The sequence below is a fragment of the Leeuwenhoekiella sp. H156 genome, from assembly GCF_052218455.1.
Lineage (GTDB): Bacteria > Bacteroidota > Bacteroidia > Flavobacteriales > Flavobacteriaceae > Leeuwenhoekiella > Leeuwenhoekiella parthenopeia.
On record NZ_CP197499.1, the window covers coordinates 106,694 to 122,663 of the forward strand.

14 protein-coding genes are annotated in these 15,970 nt (G+C 42.6%); 7 read left to right on the plus strand and 7 right to left on the minus strand.

Annotated features, from left to right (window positions below; genetic code table 11):
• Nucleotides 1-34: 34 nt before the first annotated feature.
• The 4 genes from ACSSS3_RS00365 to ACSSS3_RS00380 form a co-directional block, all read right to left on the minus strand.
• Entirely contained in the window at nucleotides 35-1,498 is a 1,464-nt protein-coding gene (locus ACSSS3_RS00365; protein ID WP_442845983.1) for a magnesium chelatase, read from the minus strand.
• A 15-nt stretch (nucleotides 1,499-1,513) separates the two neighbouring features.
• Complete coding sequence (locus ACSSS3_RS00370) at nucleotides 1,514-2,341, minus strand: sulfurtransferase (RefSeq protein ID WP_442845984.1); 828 nt, start codon at nucleotides 2,339-2,341, stop codon at nucleotides 1,514-1,516.
• The gene (locus tag ACSSS3_RS00375) at nucleotides 2,341-3,462 is read right to left on the minus strand and encodes a vWA domain-containing protein (RefSeq protein ID WP_442845985.1); all 1,122 of its coding nucleotides are present in this window, start codon (nucleotides 3,460-3,462) and stop codon (nucleotides 2,341-2,343) included. The genes ACSSS3_RS00370 and ACSSS3_RS00375 overlap by 1 nt, the downstream gene beginning before the upstream one ends.
• A gap of 170 nt (nucleotides 3,463-3,632) precedes the next feature.
• Nucleotides 3,633-4,223 (minus strand): fasciclin domain-containing protein, encoded by a 591-nt coding sequence (locus ACSSS3_RS00380; RefSeq protein ID WP_442845986.1) that lies wholly within the window; start codon nucleotides 4,221-4,223, stop codon nucleotides 3,633-3,635.
• A gap of 170 nt (nucleotides 4,224-4,393) precedes the next feature.
• Between ACSSS3_RS00380 and ACSSS3_RS00385 the strand changes: the two genes are divergently transcribed.
• Entirely contained in the window at nucleotides 4,394-7,615 is a 3,222-nt protein-coding gene (locus ACSSS3_RS00385) for a VPS10 domain-containing protein (protein ID WP_442845987.1), read from the plus strand.
• A 145-nt stretch (nucleotides 7,616-7,760) separates the two neighbouring features.
• Here ACSSS3_RS00385 and ACSSS3_RS00390 read toward each other — a convergent pair whose 3' ends face one another.
• Nucleotides 7,761-8,741, minus strand: coding sequence for an App1 family protein (locus ACSSS3_RS00390; RefSeq protein ID WP_442845988.1), 981 nt, complete (start codon nucleotides 8,739-8,741; stop codon nucleotides 7,761-7,763).
• A 65-nt stretch (nucleotides 8,742-8,806) separates the two neighbouring features.
• On the opposite strand from ACSSS3_RS00390, the gene ACSSS3_RS00395 reads away from it, so the two are divergent.
• From ACSSS3_RS00395 to ACSSS3_RS00420, 6 genes are all read left to right on the plus strand, one after another.
• A complete protein-coding gene (locus ACSSS3_RS00395) occupies nucleotides 8,807-9,697 on the plus strand; it encodes a diacylglycerol/lipid kinase family protein (protein ID WP_442845989.1) in 891 nt (296 codons plus the stop codon).
• A gap of 85 nt (nucleotides 9,698-9,782) precedes the next feature.
• Nucleotides 9,783-10,370 carry a superoxide dismutase family protein gene (locus ACSSS3_RS00400; RefSeq protein WP_228230217.1) on the plus strand — a complete coding sequence of 196 codons (588 nt, stop codon included), beginning with the start codon at nucleotides 9,783-9,785 and terminating at the stop codon, nucleotides 10,368-10,370.
• An 86-nt stretch (nucleotides 10,371-10,456) separates the two neighbouring features.
• Nucleotides 10,457-10,987: an RNA polymerase sigma factor gene (locus ACSSS3_RS00405; protein WP_228230216.1), complete on the plus strand. Its 531-nt coding sequence runs from the start codon at nucleotides 10,457-10,459 to the stop codon at nucleotides 10,985-10,987.
• A gap of 3 nt (nucleotides 10,988-10,990) precedes the next feature.
• Nucleotides 10,991-11,800, plus strand: coding sequence for an anti-sigma factor (locus ACSSS3_RS00410; protein WP_442845990.1), 810 nt, complete (start codon nucleotides 10,991-10,993; stop codon nucleotides 11,798-11,800).
• 356 nt (nucleotides 11,801-12,156) lie between these two features.
• On the plus strand, nucleotides 12,157-13,359 hold the full coding sequence (locus tag ACSSS3_RS00415) for an LETM1-related biofilm-associated protein (protein ID WP_442845991.1): 1,203 nt from the start codon (nucleotides 12,157-12,159) through the stop codon (nucleotides 13,357-13,359).
• A gap of 84 nt (nucleotides 13,360-13,443) precedes the next feature.
• Nucleotides 13,444-14,772 (plus strand): DUF2254 domain-containing protein, encoded by a 1,329-nt coding sequence (locus ACSSS3_RS00420; protein ID WP_442845992.1) that lies wholly within the window; start codon nucleotides 13,444-13,446, stop codon nucleotides 14,770-14,772.
• Here the strand turns inward: ACSSS3_RS00420 and ACSSS3_RS00425 are convergent.
• Complete coding sequence (locus tag ACSSS3_RS00425) at nucleotides 14,769-15,527, minus strand: LytR/AlgR family response regulator transcription factor (RefSeq protein WP_442845993.1); 759 nt, start codon at nucleotides 15,525-15,527, stop codon at nucleotides 14,769-14,771. The two genes, ACSSS3_RS00420 and ACSSS3_RS00425, sit on opposite strands and share 4 nt — an antisense overlap.
• A 36-nt stretch (nucleotides 15,528-15,563) precedes the next feature.
• Nucleotides 15,564-15,878 carry a 2TM domain-containing protein gene (locus tag ACSSS3_RS00430; protein WP_228230211.1) on the minus strand — a complete coding sequence of 105 codons (315 nt, stop codon included), beginning with the start codon at nucleotides 15,876-15,878 and terminating at the stop codon, nucleotides 15,564-15,566.
• Nucleotides 15,879-15,970 lie beyond the last annotated feature (92 nt).

Consider the following 15,970-nt stretch of genomic DNA (forward strand, 5'->3'; position numbering starts at 1 on the left):
TCGGGATTTTTTTATTGTATTTAATCTGTAGCTGCTACAATCCTTTGATGTAGCTGCCGTAAACATCATTAAATCGAATACCATCAGAAAGACGGTACTTACTCAGCTTCTTATATTCTACCAAAGCCCAGAGCACAAATTCTTTCATAAAGTATTTGTCTTTCAAATCCAGATCGGGTAATTGGGTATTGATCAATTCTTCCAGCGGAGTGATTGAATCTAAAGTCTTTTTGTACTCCGTTTCGCTTAAATCATCGAGTAACCTAAAATCGGTCTGATCAAAAAACCAGGAAACTATATCATCATACGGACTTTTTTCGCTTTGCTTCTCCAGTTTCTTAATTTCAGGGAAATAGGTAATAAACAGGGTCTTGATCGCATCACCAATTAGGGTTTGCGCGACATTAGCGGCTCCCTCCTGCTCTCCTTCATAAACCAGCTCTACTTTACCCGTTATCGCAGGTATCATTCCCATAAAGTCACCTAAACGCACCATCGTCTGTTCATCACCGGCAATAAGAGCTCTGCGCTCTGCCGTGCTCAACAGATTTTCATAAGCGGTTATACTCATACGGGCACTAACACCGCTTTTAGCATCAATATACTCGCTGTTACGCGCTTCAAAACTTATTTGCTCCAGCAAATCCTTAGCTAATGAAGGCACATAAATGCTGTCTTCTGAACGCTCATCGCGTTTAGCCTCCTGCTGAGTGATCGTTCGGGCGATTTCTATATTTTCGGGATAATGTGTAAGAATCTGCGACCCGATACGGTCTTTTAGCGGAGTAACGATGCTTCCGCGGTTGGTATAATCTTCCGGATTTGCAGTAAATACAAACTGAAGATCTAAAGGAAGTCTCAATTTAAATCCACGTATCTGAATATCTCCTTCCTGCAAAATATTAAACAGGGCAACCTGAATACGCGCCTGTAAATCGGGCAATTCATTAATTACAAAAATGCAGCGGTTAGCCCGTGGAATCATCCCAAAATGAATCACGCGATCGTCAGCATAACTCAGTTTTAAATTTGCAGCTTTAATGGGATCTACATCCCCTATTAAATCGGCTACGGTAACATCTGGAGTCGCCAGTTTTTCGGCAAAACGATCGTCCCGATGCAACCAGATAATGGGGGTATCATCGCCTTTTTCGGCAATAAGCTCTTTCGCATAGCGCGAAAGCGGTTTTAAAGGATCGTCATTTAATTCAGAGCCTTCGACCACCGGCACCCACTCATCAAGCAACTGTACCATCAAACGCGCAAGACGGGTCTTGGCCTGACCGCGCAGTCCCAGTAAGTTGATGTTGTGTTTAGAGAGAATGGCGCGTTCCAATTCGGGAATGACGGTGTACTCATACCCGTGAATCCCTTCAAATGAACGAACTCCGTTCTTTATATTCTTCAGCAAATTGGTGCGTAACTCATCTTTAATACTTCGGCTGGTATAGCCCGATTTTTTTAGTTCGCCCAGTGTTGCAATGTTCGGTTTACTCATTTTTCAATTTTTATTTTACTTTTTCAATTTTTTTAATTCGGCCCATTCGGTCCACGAGCCGTCGTAGAGCTGTATTCCCTTTTGAGCAGCTATTTCGCCCGCCAGCATAATGATACAGGCTGTAAGACCCGATCCGCAACTGTAAACCAGTTTATCAGTTAACAGGGAACGCTCTTCAAACAGCTTATACAATTCGGTTTTGGGTTTAAATTTTCCACCTTCTAAAACATCCTGAAAAGGAAGATTTACCGATTGTGGAATACTCCCACTCTGCAAATGCGGCCGGGGCTCCGGGTCAATACCCTGAAACCTTCCGGAAGAACGCGCGTCTACAAGTGTAAACTTTGGAGCATCGGTATTCAGCTCAATATCCTCAAAAGACTTGACGCTGCCGGCATCAAATGCTGCTTTAAAATTTCCTGCTTTAAAATCACTTTTAAAACCTTCCGCAAGCGGGAAACCTGCCTCGTTCCAGGCCCGCAAACCACCATTCAATACTCTAATGTGCTTGTGCCCCATCACCTGAAACATCCACCAGACTCTTGGACTCGAGTAAATCCCTCCCGCATCAAAAACAACAAGTTTTGAATCGGTATTAATCCCTAAGGCTCTTGCCTTTCGCTCAAAATCCTGAGTCTGAGGCAGGGTGTTGGGAAAGTCACTTTCAGCATCGCTAAACGTATTCTCAAGATCAAAAAAACGCGCTCCGGAAATGGTTTTACCATTTAGATCAAACTCCTTCCCGGATGCGGTCTTTTTCAGACTGCAATCAAGCAATACCAGATCAGGATCATCAAGCATTGCGGAAAGCTCTTTAACCTCGATTAGAGTGAAACGCTGCATTAACGTATTCGCTTTTTTCTGTTAGTTTCGTAATCTTCAAAAATCATTTCGCCCAGTCCCTGCAAGCCGGTATAAAAGGCCTTACCCTGATTGGCCTGCGTAAATTCACGCACAAAACGCATCAAATACGGATCCTGAGCAATCATAAAGGTGGTAATGGGGATTTTGAGCTTGCGAGCCTGGCTGGCCATACTGTAGCACTTGTTTACAATGTATTCGTCAAGACCCACACTGTTTTTATAATAAAATCCGTCTGGCTCCCGCACACAGCTGGGCTTACCGTCTGTGATCATAAAAATCTGCTTGTTGGTGTTACGCTTGCGGCGCAAAATATCCATCGCCAACTGCAAGCCCGCTACCGTATTGGTATGATACGGGCCTACCTGTAAATAAGGCAAATCTTTAATCTTGATCGGCCACGAATCATTACCAAATACAATGATATCTAAAGTATCTTTTGAATATCGGGTGGTAATGAGTTCGGCAAGGGCCATCGCCACTTTTTTAGCAGGCGTTATACGGTCTTCGCCATACAAAATCATACTGTGACTGATGTCTATCATCAACACGGTACTCATTTGAGCCTTGTGCTGGGTTTCTTCGACGATCAAATCCCGTTCGGTTAAATCAAAAGCCCCTAACCCATTGTTTATCTGAGCATTTTTAAGACTTTCGGTCATAGAAACACGTTCGAGCGCATCACCAAAACGGTACTCACGGTACTCACCGGTATGCTCGTCGCCCCGGCCGATGTGATTGGTGCGGTGATTTCCGGCACCGCTGCGTTTCATCTTGCCAAAAATTTGTTCTAAAGCCCTTTTGCGAATGGCCTGCTCGGTTTTTGCGGTAATAGAAATACCACCCGTTCCATCAGGTTCAATCTCTTCTCTGATATAACCTTTGTCTTTAAGCTCCTGAACAAAATCGTCAAGGGTATAATCTTCATTAGTGAGATTATACTCTTTATCGAGTTCCTTAAGCCAGTCCATAGCTTCATCAAAATCACCCGAAGTATGCGTAATGAGTTCTTTAAAAATTTCAAGCAATTGTTCAAAAAGCGATTGTCGGGGTGCATCATAGCTTTTGAATACAAATCCCCGACCTTGTATTTTCTTTTTCATAGTAATTTAAAATTAAAGCATTTTACGCGCTTTTCCTGAATACTTTTCTTAAAAACCAATTAAGGAAAACCACTTTGGCCAATGCTTCCTTATTTTAAGCTTAGAAAATTGAATTCCATAAAAAAACCCTTCGATTTGAAGGGTTTTCGTAATTTATGTAATTCAGAGTATTAGCCTTTTGGCATAACAACTGCATCAATCGCGTGGATTACTCCATTTGAAGCATCTACGTCAGCCATTACAACTGTAGATTTTGCACCGTTAGCATCGGTAAGCACTACGCTACCATCTACCAAAGTTGCAGTTAAAGTTCCTCCCTGTACGGTAGGAATGGTAAAACTACCACCATTGTCATTAATGGCTTTAATTACATCCTCTGCCATATATTCTCCGGAAACAACGTGATACGTTAATATACCGGTTAATTTTTCTTTGTTTGCAGGCTCAACAAGTGTTGCTACAGTTCCTTCAGGTAATTTTGCAAATGCATCATTTGTAGGAGCAAACACGGTGAACGGGCCTTCACTACTTAAAGTTTCAGCAAGACCGGCAGCCTGAACAGCAGTTACTAAAGTTGAGAAATTATCATTTCCCATTGCAATTTCGGCGATGTTTTGCTGAGCTGGAGCTTCTTCTTCAGTCTCTGCACCTTCCATTGCTACTTCTTCAGTAGTTTCTTCTGTTTCTGCTTTTTCGCTGTTTTTACATGAAGTAAAAGCTATAGTGGCAAGCACTGCCATACTTAATACAATCTTTTTCATAATACTTGATTTTTAGTTTTGTCCAAATGTATAGTGAAGGAGTCAAACAGCACAATATTTAGACGTAAGCTTTTGTTAATTAAGGTTTTATTATGTTAAAGAATTTAAAAGGAGCTCAAGAAAGGAGTTTTTAGTACTTTTAAAAATCTTGAGACACTAATCTATCCTTTATGAAAAACCATTTTCTTCTTTTTTTAATCCTAATAGGCAGTCTCACCTATGGTCAAAAAATTGATTTGCAGCTGCTTAAAAATAAAACGCCCAGAAATATAGGTCCTGCAGGTATGAGCGGTCGTATTACGGCCATTGATGCGGTAAAAGACGATCCTGATATCATCTATGCAGGTTCAGCTTCGGGCGGACTCTGGAAATCAACTTCAGGAGGCGTTACCTGGCAACCGGTATTTGAACACGAAGCTACAGCTTCAATCGGTTCGGTCGCCATTCAGCAATCTAATCCTTCAGTAGTTTGGGTAGGTACCGGAGAAGGAAACCCGCGTAACAGTCTTAACGGGGGTTTTGGGATTTACAAATCTTTAGATGGTGGAAAAACCTGGAAATGCATGGGGCTCGAAAAAACGCGTCATATATATAGAGTGCGCATCAACCCTTCTAATCCTGATATCGTTTATGCCGCAGCAATCGGTTCGCCCTGGGGTGAGCACGAAGAGCGTGGCGTTTACCGCACCACAAACGGCGGAAAAACCTGGGAAAAAATCCTTTATGTAGATCAAAAAACCGGCGCCGGCGAACTGGTAATGGACCCCACCAACCCCAATAAACTCATTGCCGCGATGTGGCAGCACAAACGCGATCCCTGGTTTTTTAACAGTGGCGGACCGGGTTCGGGTTTATACATTACCTACGATGGTGGAGACACCTGGAAAGAAATTACTTCAGACAATGGCTTGCCCAAAGGAGATTTAGGCCGAATGGGGCTGGCCATCGCTCCGGGTAAACCCAATGTGGTTTATGCGTATGTAGAGGCCAAAAAGAATGCTTTATACCGCTCTGAAGACGGTGGCGAAAACTGGAAAAAAGTGAATGATGATATGAGTGAAATAGGCAACCGCCCGTTTTACTATTCCGAAATCTATGTGGCTCCCAATAATGAAAATAGAGTCTACAGCATTTTTACCTACGTAAATGTTTCTGATGATGGCGGAAAAAGTTTTACCGAACTCATGCCTGCATACGGTGCAGATAATGGCGTACACCCCGACCACCATGCCTGGTACATTCACCCCGAGAATGCCGATTTTATGATAGACGGAAACGACGGCGGACTCAATATCACCCGCGATGGCGGAAAAACATGGAGGTTTGTTGAGAATATTCCGGTGGGACAGTTTTATCATGTGGCTGTAGATAACGAGTATCCCTATAATGTGTATGGTGGGATGCAGGATAACGGAAGCTGGCGTGGTCCTGCTTACGTATGGAAAGCTCAGGGAATACGCAACTCGTACTGGCAGGAAATCTCCTTTGGCGACGGTTTTGATGTGGTGCCAGATCCCGATAATTCGCAGTTTGGCTGGTCGATGAGTCAGCAGGGATACGTAAGCCGGTACGATCACATTACCGGTAACAACTATACCGTACGCCCCACACATCCCGACCCCGATGTTGAGCTGCGCTTTAACTGGAATGCCGCAATCAACATTGATCCGTTTGACAGCAGCACGCTGTATTTTGGAAGTCAGTACGTACATAAATCTACCGATAAGGGTCTTACCTGGGAAGTCATTTCGCCCGATTTAACCACTAACGATCCCGAAAAGCAAAAGCAAAGCGAAAGCGGCGGCCTTACAATGGATGCAACTGGAGCGGAAAACCATACCACTATTTTGGTAATCGAGCCCTCCCCTGTAGAACGCGGAATAATGTGGACCGGCTCTGATGACGGAAAGGTTTTTTATACCACCGATGGCGGTAAGAACTGGAATGACGTATCAAAAAATATCAAAGGCCTGCCGGAAGGAAGCTGGGTCGCTCAGATTAAAGCTTCGGCAAATAATAAGGGCGAGGCACTGCTGGTAGCAAACAACTACCGAAGATTTGACTACAAACCTTATGTTTTCCGCACCAAAGATTACGGTAAAACCTGGCAAAGTCTGGTTGATGAAGACGATGTAGAAAGTTATTCGCTCTCTATCATTGAGGACAAAGAAGAGTCCAACCTGATGTTTTTAGGCACCGATGACGGTCTCTACGTTTCTATAGATGCCGGTAAAAACTGGCAAAAGTGGACCAATGGCTTCCCTACCGTTCCCGTGAAGGATCTGGTAATTCACCCACGGGAAGACGATTTGGTAATTGGTACTTTTGGGCGTTCGATCTGGGTACTCGATGACATCAAACCCCTGCGCGAACTGGCCGCTAATAAGACCACACTAAACACTATTTCAGCCGAAAACACAACGGTACTTGAAGTATTTCCTCCTGCCACCGCTTATCAAAATGCATCTCAGCAACCTACCGGAAGTCGTTTTGGAGCCGATGCAACCTATAGTGGTGAAAACCGAAGCAGCGGCGCGGCCTTTAATTACTTTATCAAGCCGAAAAAGGCTGAAAAAGAAGAAAAAACAGAAGAAAGCAAAGAGGCTGATTCGGAAAAGGCGGAAGCAGCTATAACGTGGGACACGGTGTTTTTAAAAATTTACGATGGCGAGCGCCTCATTCGCACCTTGAAAACCAAAACCCCTGATACCACCGGTCTGTTTACGATGCGCTGGTATATGGATGAGAAAGGCAGCGACAGACCTTCACGCTCCTTGCGCGAACGCAACTACGAGCCGGGCGGTGTTACCGTAAAACCAGGTACTTATAAGGCTGTTATGAGCTATGGCGATCTGGAAGACCAAACTACTATCAAGGTTGAAAGTGACCCGCGCCTGGAGATCTCTCCGGCAGCGATCGATGAGATTTATACAGCTCAGAAAAATTTAGAGTCTATGACTCAGGTTTCGGCAGATGCGGTTAAACAATTGGTTGAAAGTAAAAATACGGCTGAGGATTTTCAGAAACGTTTAAAAGACGCTGACAAAGAAAAGTACAAAGCGCAGATTGACAGTTCGGCTGCAATCATCAAGAAAATTGACGCTAAAATCGCGTTGTTTTTAGGAACCGAAGATGATCGCCAGGGCATCACCCGCAATCCGGAGGTTACCGTTCTTAACCGCGTTTATTTAGCCAATGGTTATGTAAGCAGCAGACCCGGCGGACTTACCGGTACTGAGCGTACATTGATTTCGCAGGCTAAAGATGAATTGAATGAAGCTTTAGAAGAAGTGAATGCCTTCTATGCCGAAGAATGGCCTGCCTACAAAACCGAAATGCAACAGGTAGAACTAGACCCGTTTAAGGAAACTCAGGTTTTTAAGCTTGACTAAGCAATCATAAATTTTATCTCAAGTGGCTGTCTAAAAAGTTGTTTTGTAAAGGGTTGTTAGTCTGAGCCTGTCGAAGTTATCAATAACTAAATAACTCCGACAAGCTCAGTTTGACAACTTAGGACTTTTTAGACCGTTTCTTTTTTTATTCAGATGCTATAATCCCTATTTTCCGGGAATGATTAATCGCCTCACTACTTTGTTTAAAATAACAGGTCGCGACATCCAGCCGCTCTATATTAGTAAGAGTCCGGTCAATTTTTGATTTTTTGGAACTCCCAGTTTGCCGTAAATACACCGCTTTTACATTAAGCGGAAACATTTTACAGATGCGCTCATAAATATAAGCGTCCTTTTGAGAGTCGTCACCCAGCAATACATATTGCTGCTTCGGGTAAAAAGCGATGAGATCTTTGATTTTTACAAACTTATGATCATGGTTGCCTCCTCCGGTACCCAGAAAATCGGTAATTCCGGTTTTGATGTCTTTTAATTTCAATACGGCTTTAGGCAACTTCTGCAATTTCGAAAACTGAATGATAAAATCGTAAAGATTATACTCACTGCTTGAAACGTAAAAAAAGGAATTGTGGGTACCATTGCCCTCGTGACCGCTGCTGCTCAGCGCCTGATAATGCCTTACCACGTCTTTAAAAGTCTTGCGGCGGTTAACATTTCGCGCCAGCATCACAAAAAGCTTTTTAAAAATATTTCCGCTATGCGAAATCAAAAAAGTATCATCAATGTCTGAAATGATGCTGAGATTGCTTTCAAAGGGTTTCAGCAATTCGCCCTTTTCAACAATACCATAGTCCTTTTCGCCCAGCTTACAACTCACCTCATAGGTATGCCAGCCGCTGTCCAGATTCAGGTTGTGGGGGATGTTGAATCTAAAATACCCGTCATCCATCGTGCGGGTACGTATTTTAAGATCTTTAAAGTGCAGAAAGACCTCCACATTTTTTAATGGTGAAATGCGAAACATATGCAAAACCGCAAAAGCGTGCTTAAAACCCTTGCGGTCTATCTGATACTTATCGGGCGCCCACGACTTAAAAGCATGGCCAAAAACAACCAGCTCATCATCATTGGCATAACCCCTGTATAATTGTAAATCGAGTTTCACGTATTGGTATTCTCTTAACGTTGAGTGGTGCTCAAAATACCTAATTTTATGACGAAAACTACTTAATGAAAACACAAAAGACCATTTTACTGGTGATCAATCCCATTGCGGGAGGTACCGATAAGAAACCCATTATAAATAGGTTTAAAACTTTTGTTACAGAAAAAAATTACGTCGCAGAAGTGTACGAGACCACAGGAGAGGGGGATCAAAAAGCTATTAAAGATTTGGTTGACCGCGTCAATCCCGATCGTGTTTTCATCTCGGGCGGTGACGGTACCATACGTGAGGTGGCCGATGTTTTAAAAGAAAAGGATATCAAAATTGCCTTACTCCCATCGGGATCTGCAAATGGTCTGGCAGAAAATCTCAATTTACCCGAAGAACTTGATGAACAACTCAACATTGGCCTTGCAGATCATTTTATGGAACTTGACACCATAGACGTAAACGGACTTACCTGTCTGCACATTGCAGATATCGGTGTGAATGCACAACTCATTAAAAATTACGAGCAGTCTGAAATCAGGGGGAAATTTGGCTATCTGCTTCAGGCATTCCCGACTCTGGTAAGCAGTAAATTTCCGTTTGAAGTTAGTTTAACCGTAAACGGTGAGACCATGGAGAAAGAAGGTATTCTGGTGGCAATCGCCAATGCCAATAAATTTGGCACCGGTGCTAATATTAATCCACAGGGGAAGATGAATGACGGGAAATTTGAAGTTCTAATCTTTAAAAATTTCAGCATTACCGAAATCCTGAAAACCTTCTACGGCAGTACCAATCTCGATCCCGATTTTGTAGAAGTGATCTGCTGTACCGAAGTCGAACTCAAAACCGGCAAGCCCATTGCCCTTCAGGTTGACGGGGAGTATCTGGGTGAAGAAACCACAGTTAAAGCCAGCATGAATCCTCATAAAATTGCCATTGCCGTACCGGCCGACTACAAGCTCTAGTACAATGTTAAGCTATGCTTAATTCTTTGTGTAGCCAATGCCTAACCCTTAATTTAGTTCTACAATTAACTAATACGCTACTATTATGAAAAATTATGCATTGTTTTTTACACTTGCCCTTGCACTGGGTTTTACCTCCTGCAAGAATGACAAGAAAGATAAAGACGCCGAAGAAAATACGGTAACTGAAGCTCCTGCGATGGAAGAAGAAATGGCAGAGCCAAAAAAAGTAACCGTTAAACTGGAATCAAAAAGTGGAAGTACTGCACAGGGAAGCGCAGTATTTAAAGAAGAAGATGGCACAGTAACTATGACTGCCGTTTTTGAAGGTCTCGAGCCGGGTATGCACGCGATACACATTCACGAAAATGCAGATTGCTCTGCAGATGATGGTACTTCTGCCGGTGGTCACTGGAATCCTACTAAAGAGCAACATGGTAAGTGGGGCGATGCCGCAGGTTATCACAAAGGAGATATAGGCAACTTTGAAGCCGATGCTAACGGTAATGGTACCATCACAATCGCTACCGATGAATGGTGCATAGGTTGTGAAGATCCTATGAAAGACATCTTAGGTAAAGGCCTTATCGTTCACGCAGGAGCCGATGATTTTACCAGTCAGCCAAGTGGTGATGCCGGTGCCCGCGTAAGTTGTGGTGGCATTATTGAATAAGACTATCATAAATTAATGAATATAAGCAGCTTTAGGGCTGCTTTTTTTTATGGAATTTGATACATTTAGCAAACCAAAAAATCGCTATGCAACCCGACGAACTGATTTTACGATTACAACAAAAAGATGAAAAGGCATTTGAGCGGATTTACTCCCTTTATTCTGAAAGTATTTTTGGCGTAATCAACAGCGTACTTCACGATACCGAAGCTTCCGAAGAAGTACTGCAAGACGTTTTTGTTAAGGTGTGGGACAATTCAGAATCCTATACTTCCGAAAAAGGACGTTTTTTTACCTGGCTTCTCAATATCGCACGCAACGCCGCTATAGATAAGACGCGGTCTAAGGCTTTTAAAAACCAAAAGAAAAACCTAACTCAGGAATATTTCGTAGATATACTCGAACACAAAAGCAGTTTTACAAGTAAAGTTGACGCTATAGGAATTAAGAAGTATATCAAAACGCTGGGTGAAGAATGTAAGAAAGTCATCGACCTGTTATTTTTTAAAGGATATACTCAAAAAGAAACTTCTGAGGAGCTCAATATGCCTCTGGGAACCGTAAAGACCCGTAACCGACTTTGCATTAATAAGCTGCGCGAAATCTTGGTAAATTAAATTATGGATATTCAAGAATACATAGAATCTGGCATCCTCGAGCTCTACGTTTACGGTGCGCTTACGCCGAAAGAAAGCGAAGAGGTTTCTGCGATCCTCGCACAATACCCCGAGGTACAGCAGGAAGTAGAGCAAATTGAAACAGCGCTTCAAAACCTGTCTTCGGCTGCGGCACCTTATAATCCCGAAGTCCTACTGGCTGCAATCAAGTCAAAATTGCGAAATGCAGACGGCGTGATTCAGCTTCAGCCTTCTGCCTCTCAAAAACGAGCGCGTGTGCTTTCGTACATAAGCATGGCCGCTTCGATCCTGTTCCTCATAGGTATTTTTGCTCTGCTAAACCGAACAAATACGCTGCGTGAAGAGCTTCAGACCGTGGAGGTTGAAAAAACACAGCTCGAAAGCAAATTGAATTATTCTGAAGAGGCCCTTCAGGAAACCAAAGAAATTCTGGCGGTGATTCGCGATCCGCAGGTGACCAAAATACCACTTGCAGGACAGCAGGTTGCGCCGGAAGCTTATGTAAATGTATTTTGGGATAAAGCTTCAAACAAAGCATATATTGATGCTTTAGGTCTTCCCGAGCCTCCGGAAGGATTTGTATATCAGGTTTGGTCCTTAAAACTAGACCCGCTTACTCCTACCAGCATGGGTCTGCTTGAAAACTTTAGTCAGGATGAAAACAAGGTCTTTGAACTGGATAATCCTAACGACTCACAGGCATTTGGTATCACGCTTGAGCCTGCCGGCGGAAGCGAAACCCCAACGATGGAGCAACTCTATACGCTGGGTGTCGTGCAAGGCAATGCCTAGAAGAAACTTTTTGAATCTAAAAAATCCCCTGATCAATCGTTAGGGGATTTTTTTATGCATTTAAGTATGGGGCAAAAAAAGAACCACCCGCTCTCTCCAAAGCATGGTGGTTCCCAACTAACAAAAAATCCAAAAAAACTAATCAACTAACCAATTGATAAATCTCCTTTTCATATTCTCCAAAATAAGGTTTGGATTTTTGAATTCTCAAAAGTTAAATGCCCAACTTAACTTTCTGCCTATATTTACGCAGTAAAGATTAGTGCGGTTTTAAAAAATGCGGTTTTATTTGTTAAAATTTATAATCAATTGATTTTTAAATATTTAATATTCAACCTTCACTTAAATTATTCCTTATGAATCCTTCAGCTCCCGGATGGATTTTAAAACATAAACCTCTTATTACCAAATGGCTGCTTGCAAACCAGCCCGGTGCTGACGACTTCTATACCCAGCTCGTCAAAACCGGCTTTATTTACGGTGTTTCGGTAAGTACCTGCGTCTATAAGAATCACGAACCTTTAAAATGGGATGAAACCGAACGCGCAAAAATCAATCTCTTTGACGCGCTCTTTTTCACCTATCATTTAAAGTATGACAACACTAACCTGTTTTTTAAGGAAGTAAACACCTTCTACACCTTACTTAACAGTCAGGAAAAATCCTATTTCTCCGGTTTTATAAAGGCTAAACAAACAGCAGCCGATCTCGAAAAAATCATACAGAACAGGTTGCAAACTAATGAAGCCCTTTTGCAGCGTAACTTTAGCAACCTCATCACCAATGCCCTGCTATTCCTAGATGTGGTGGTGTTTGAGTGGTATTTAGACCATAAATCCGAAGATGTAAAAGCCTATGCAGCTCAATTTGAAGCTTTGCTGATGCAGCTCATCTGGATGGCTCTTAATCAAAAACAGCAAAAGGACAATTACGACAAGCTTCTGCTTAAGCTTTTTGAAAAATCGCTGCGTTACAACAGCAATCTGGATAAAACCATTACAGATCTTGATAAGTTAGAACTTACCGCCTATACCACTTTATTTGCCCGTCGATATATCTTAGATCTCGCTGCTCTGGCTGTGTGGGATGATCTAAAAATGGATTCGAACGAACTGGAGTTCTTAGAGGAGCTGGGTAGTAAACTTAACTTTGAAACTCAGGTAACTCAAAATGCCATCAGCTGCGTACAGGAGTTTATTGTGAGCAATCGCAATGAAATCTCCTATCTCAATTACAGCAATCCCGTAAAACACTTTTACAATCAGACTTCAAAAACGGTACGCACACTCATTATACGCAATAAAAAACGCCTGCTGCTTGAGCTTTCCGGCAGCAAGGATCTGGTGATTTTACTGGGTTATTCTACCGTGAGGGATTTGAGCAAAGCCGAAAAGAAACGCGTTAAAACCCAGTTGCTCGATATTTGTAAAAGCGTGCCGTCGCTGGCGATTTTTATGCTTCCGGGAGGAGGCGTACTCCTGCCCCTGCTCATTAAATTCATACCGGAATTATTACCCAGCGCTTTTAATGAAAATCGTACCGAAGAAGAGGATATTTAAACATGCTGCGCTTAAACCCGCCAAAAGCTGTTAAGAGAATACCAATTTAAGCCCGGTTGTAAAAATTATTATTGAAATTCGTTTATGCGACAATTATTTACCAAGTTCAAGCTTATTCTGGTCAACCTTACCGCAAACATCGGGTTTTACCCTACCCTTTTTGCCTTTGGCGGATTGTTTATGGGTTTTGCTATGCTTTATGCGGAAAGTAGGGGTATTTCGAGCTTTTTGATCGAGCACGTGCCACAGCTGGTCATTAACGATGCAGACACCGCCCGTACGCTGCTGAGCACCTTTATAGGCGGGATCATTTCGCTGATGGTTTTCAGTTTTTCGATGGTAATGCTCCTGCTCAATCAGGCATCCAGCAATTACTCGCCACGCATCCTACCCGGACTGATTTCCAATAAAAAACATCAATACGTTTTAGGCTATTACATCGCAGTACTTATTTACTGTATTCTTATTTTACTCAGCGTAGAACCCACCGATAATAAATATCAGTTACCCGGATTCTCGGTAATTGTAGGGATTGTGATGAGTATGCTGGTCCTGGCTTTGTTTATCTACTTCATCCACTCCATTTCTGAAGCCATACAAATCAACCGCATTGTAGAGAATATTTTTTCAAAAGCCAAAACGCGTCTTGACCGTCTTATCGAAAACACCGGAGATCACGATCGCAGCACGCAGTTTCCCGACGGGGAAGACTGGTATGAGATACGCATTGACGAGACGGGTTATTTGCAAACAATAGCGATAGATACGCTGATGAATATTTGCAAGGAAAATAATTTTAAGGTGCGCATTATGCAGCCCAAGGGATCGTTTATCCTCAAAAATATACCTATCGCCCGCTGCTCCAAAGAACTCGATGAGCAAACCACAACAAATGTGCTCTCCTGTTTTGCTTTTTCGCGTAGCGAAATTGTCACCCACAATTATATCCTGGGATTTAAACAGCTTACCGAAATCGCACTCAAGGCGATGAGCCCGGGAATAAATGATCCCGGAACAGCCATTACCTGTATTGATTACCTTACCGAGCTTTTCGCGCTTCGACTGAAGAAAGAAGATTACAGCTACATACACAATGAAGACGATGATGCCGTAATTTGTTTACGCACCATAGATTTTAGAGAACTCATCTATTTTGTTTTTGTGTCCCTGCGCAGCTACTGTAAACACGATGTGATCATGTTGCACAAAATGCTTACAGCCCTCTACTTCCTCCTCCAGGTAGAGAGTGTGATCAAAGATTCTGAAGAAATAATTATTGATGAGATTAATCTTATTCTTGAAGATGCCAAAGAAAACATTACAAACCCCAGAGATTTAGAAGGAATTTTTGCCATCAGTAAAAAAATAGCAGCACATAATCGTACCGGAAAGACGCTTGTTGGCCTCGGTTAGGAAAGCCATAGTTTAAAATCCTTAACCCGCTCCCGGCTTACGATGATCTCGTGATCTTCACAGGCTTTGAGTTTAAGTTGCAGGCGGGAGTTGGTATAGCTTATGATGTCCTGTATTGCTTCTATATTCACATAATATTTGCGCGAAACCCTAAAAAAACTGTCGGGAGCCAGCTCTTCCTCGAGGTTTTCAAGGGTGGTTTCGAGCAAATAATCGCGCTTGTCGCGCGTACGCACATAGGTTCCTTTATTCTCGCTGTACACGCACATAACCTCATCGATTGTGATCATCTTCAGATGCTGCCCTATTTTAACCGTAAATCGCTTTTTATACTCCCGGTCTACCGGATTTACCCCCAGCAGCTTGCGGATATCTTCAAAATTGAAGGTGGTATTCTTAAGGCCCGGCCGTTGCTTTTTGAATTTGACCACCGCAGCTTCCAGTTCGTCTTCATCAATAGGTTTTAGCAGGTAATCAATACTATTCAGTTTAAAAGCCTGCAGGGCGTACTCATCGTAAGCAGTTGTAAATATGATAGCACTATTTACGGTCACTGCATCAAAAATCTCAAACGATAAACCATCACTCAACTGAATATCTAAAAAAATCAAATCGGGATGCTCTTCAGTTTCAAACCAGGCTACTGCCTCTTCTACCGAGTGCAACTGCGCCACTACAGTCAACCCCATGGCTTCAAGCATGCGGGTTAGGCGGCGTGCCGCAGGTTTTTCATCCTCTATGACCAGTACGTTCATAAGTCGTTTTTAAAAGGTTTAAGTTGCAGATTTTGACTATTCCCAGCGTCCCATACCAGACTGAGAACGCTCCTCGCGCTCCATGTATTCTTTAATCTTGCGTTCTTCCCATTCTTTACTTACCAAAGGATTCCAGTTAAAGGCTTTCCCTGCCTGAAAGATAAGGCCAATACCCCAACCGGCGGCAGCCCATAAAAACCAGGGATGTGCGAGGCCATCAACATAATAATTAAATATTCCCAAAGCACTGATCACGAGAATGTAACTCACCAGACTTCCATAAAATTTCTTAATCTCGGCAACCTGTTCTTTAGCCTTTAAATACCGGTTTTGTTGTTCAAAATTTTCCATAATTACTGATTTTTAGTTCTTGTGTAAAGTTGAAGATATACCTGATGCTTTCCCATTTAATCATACCCAGCTGTCAAATAGGCTGGATCAAT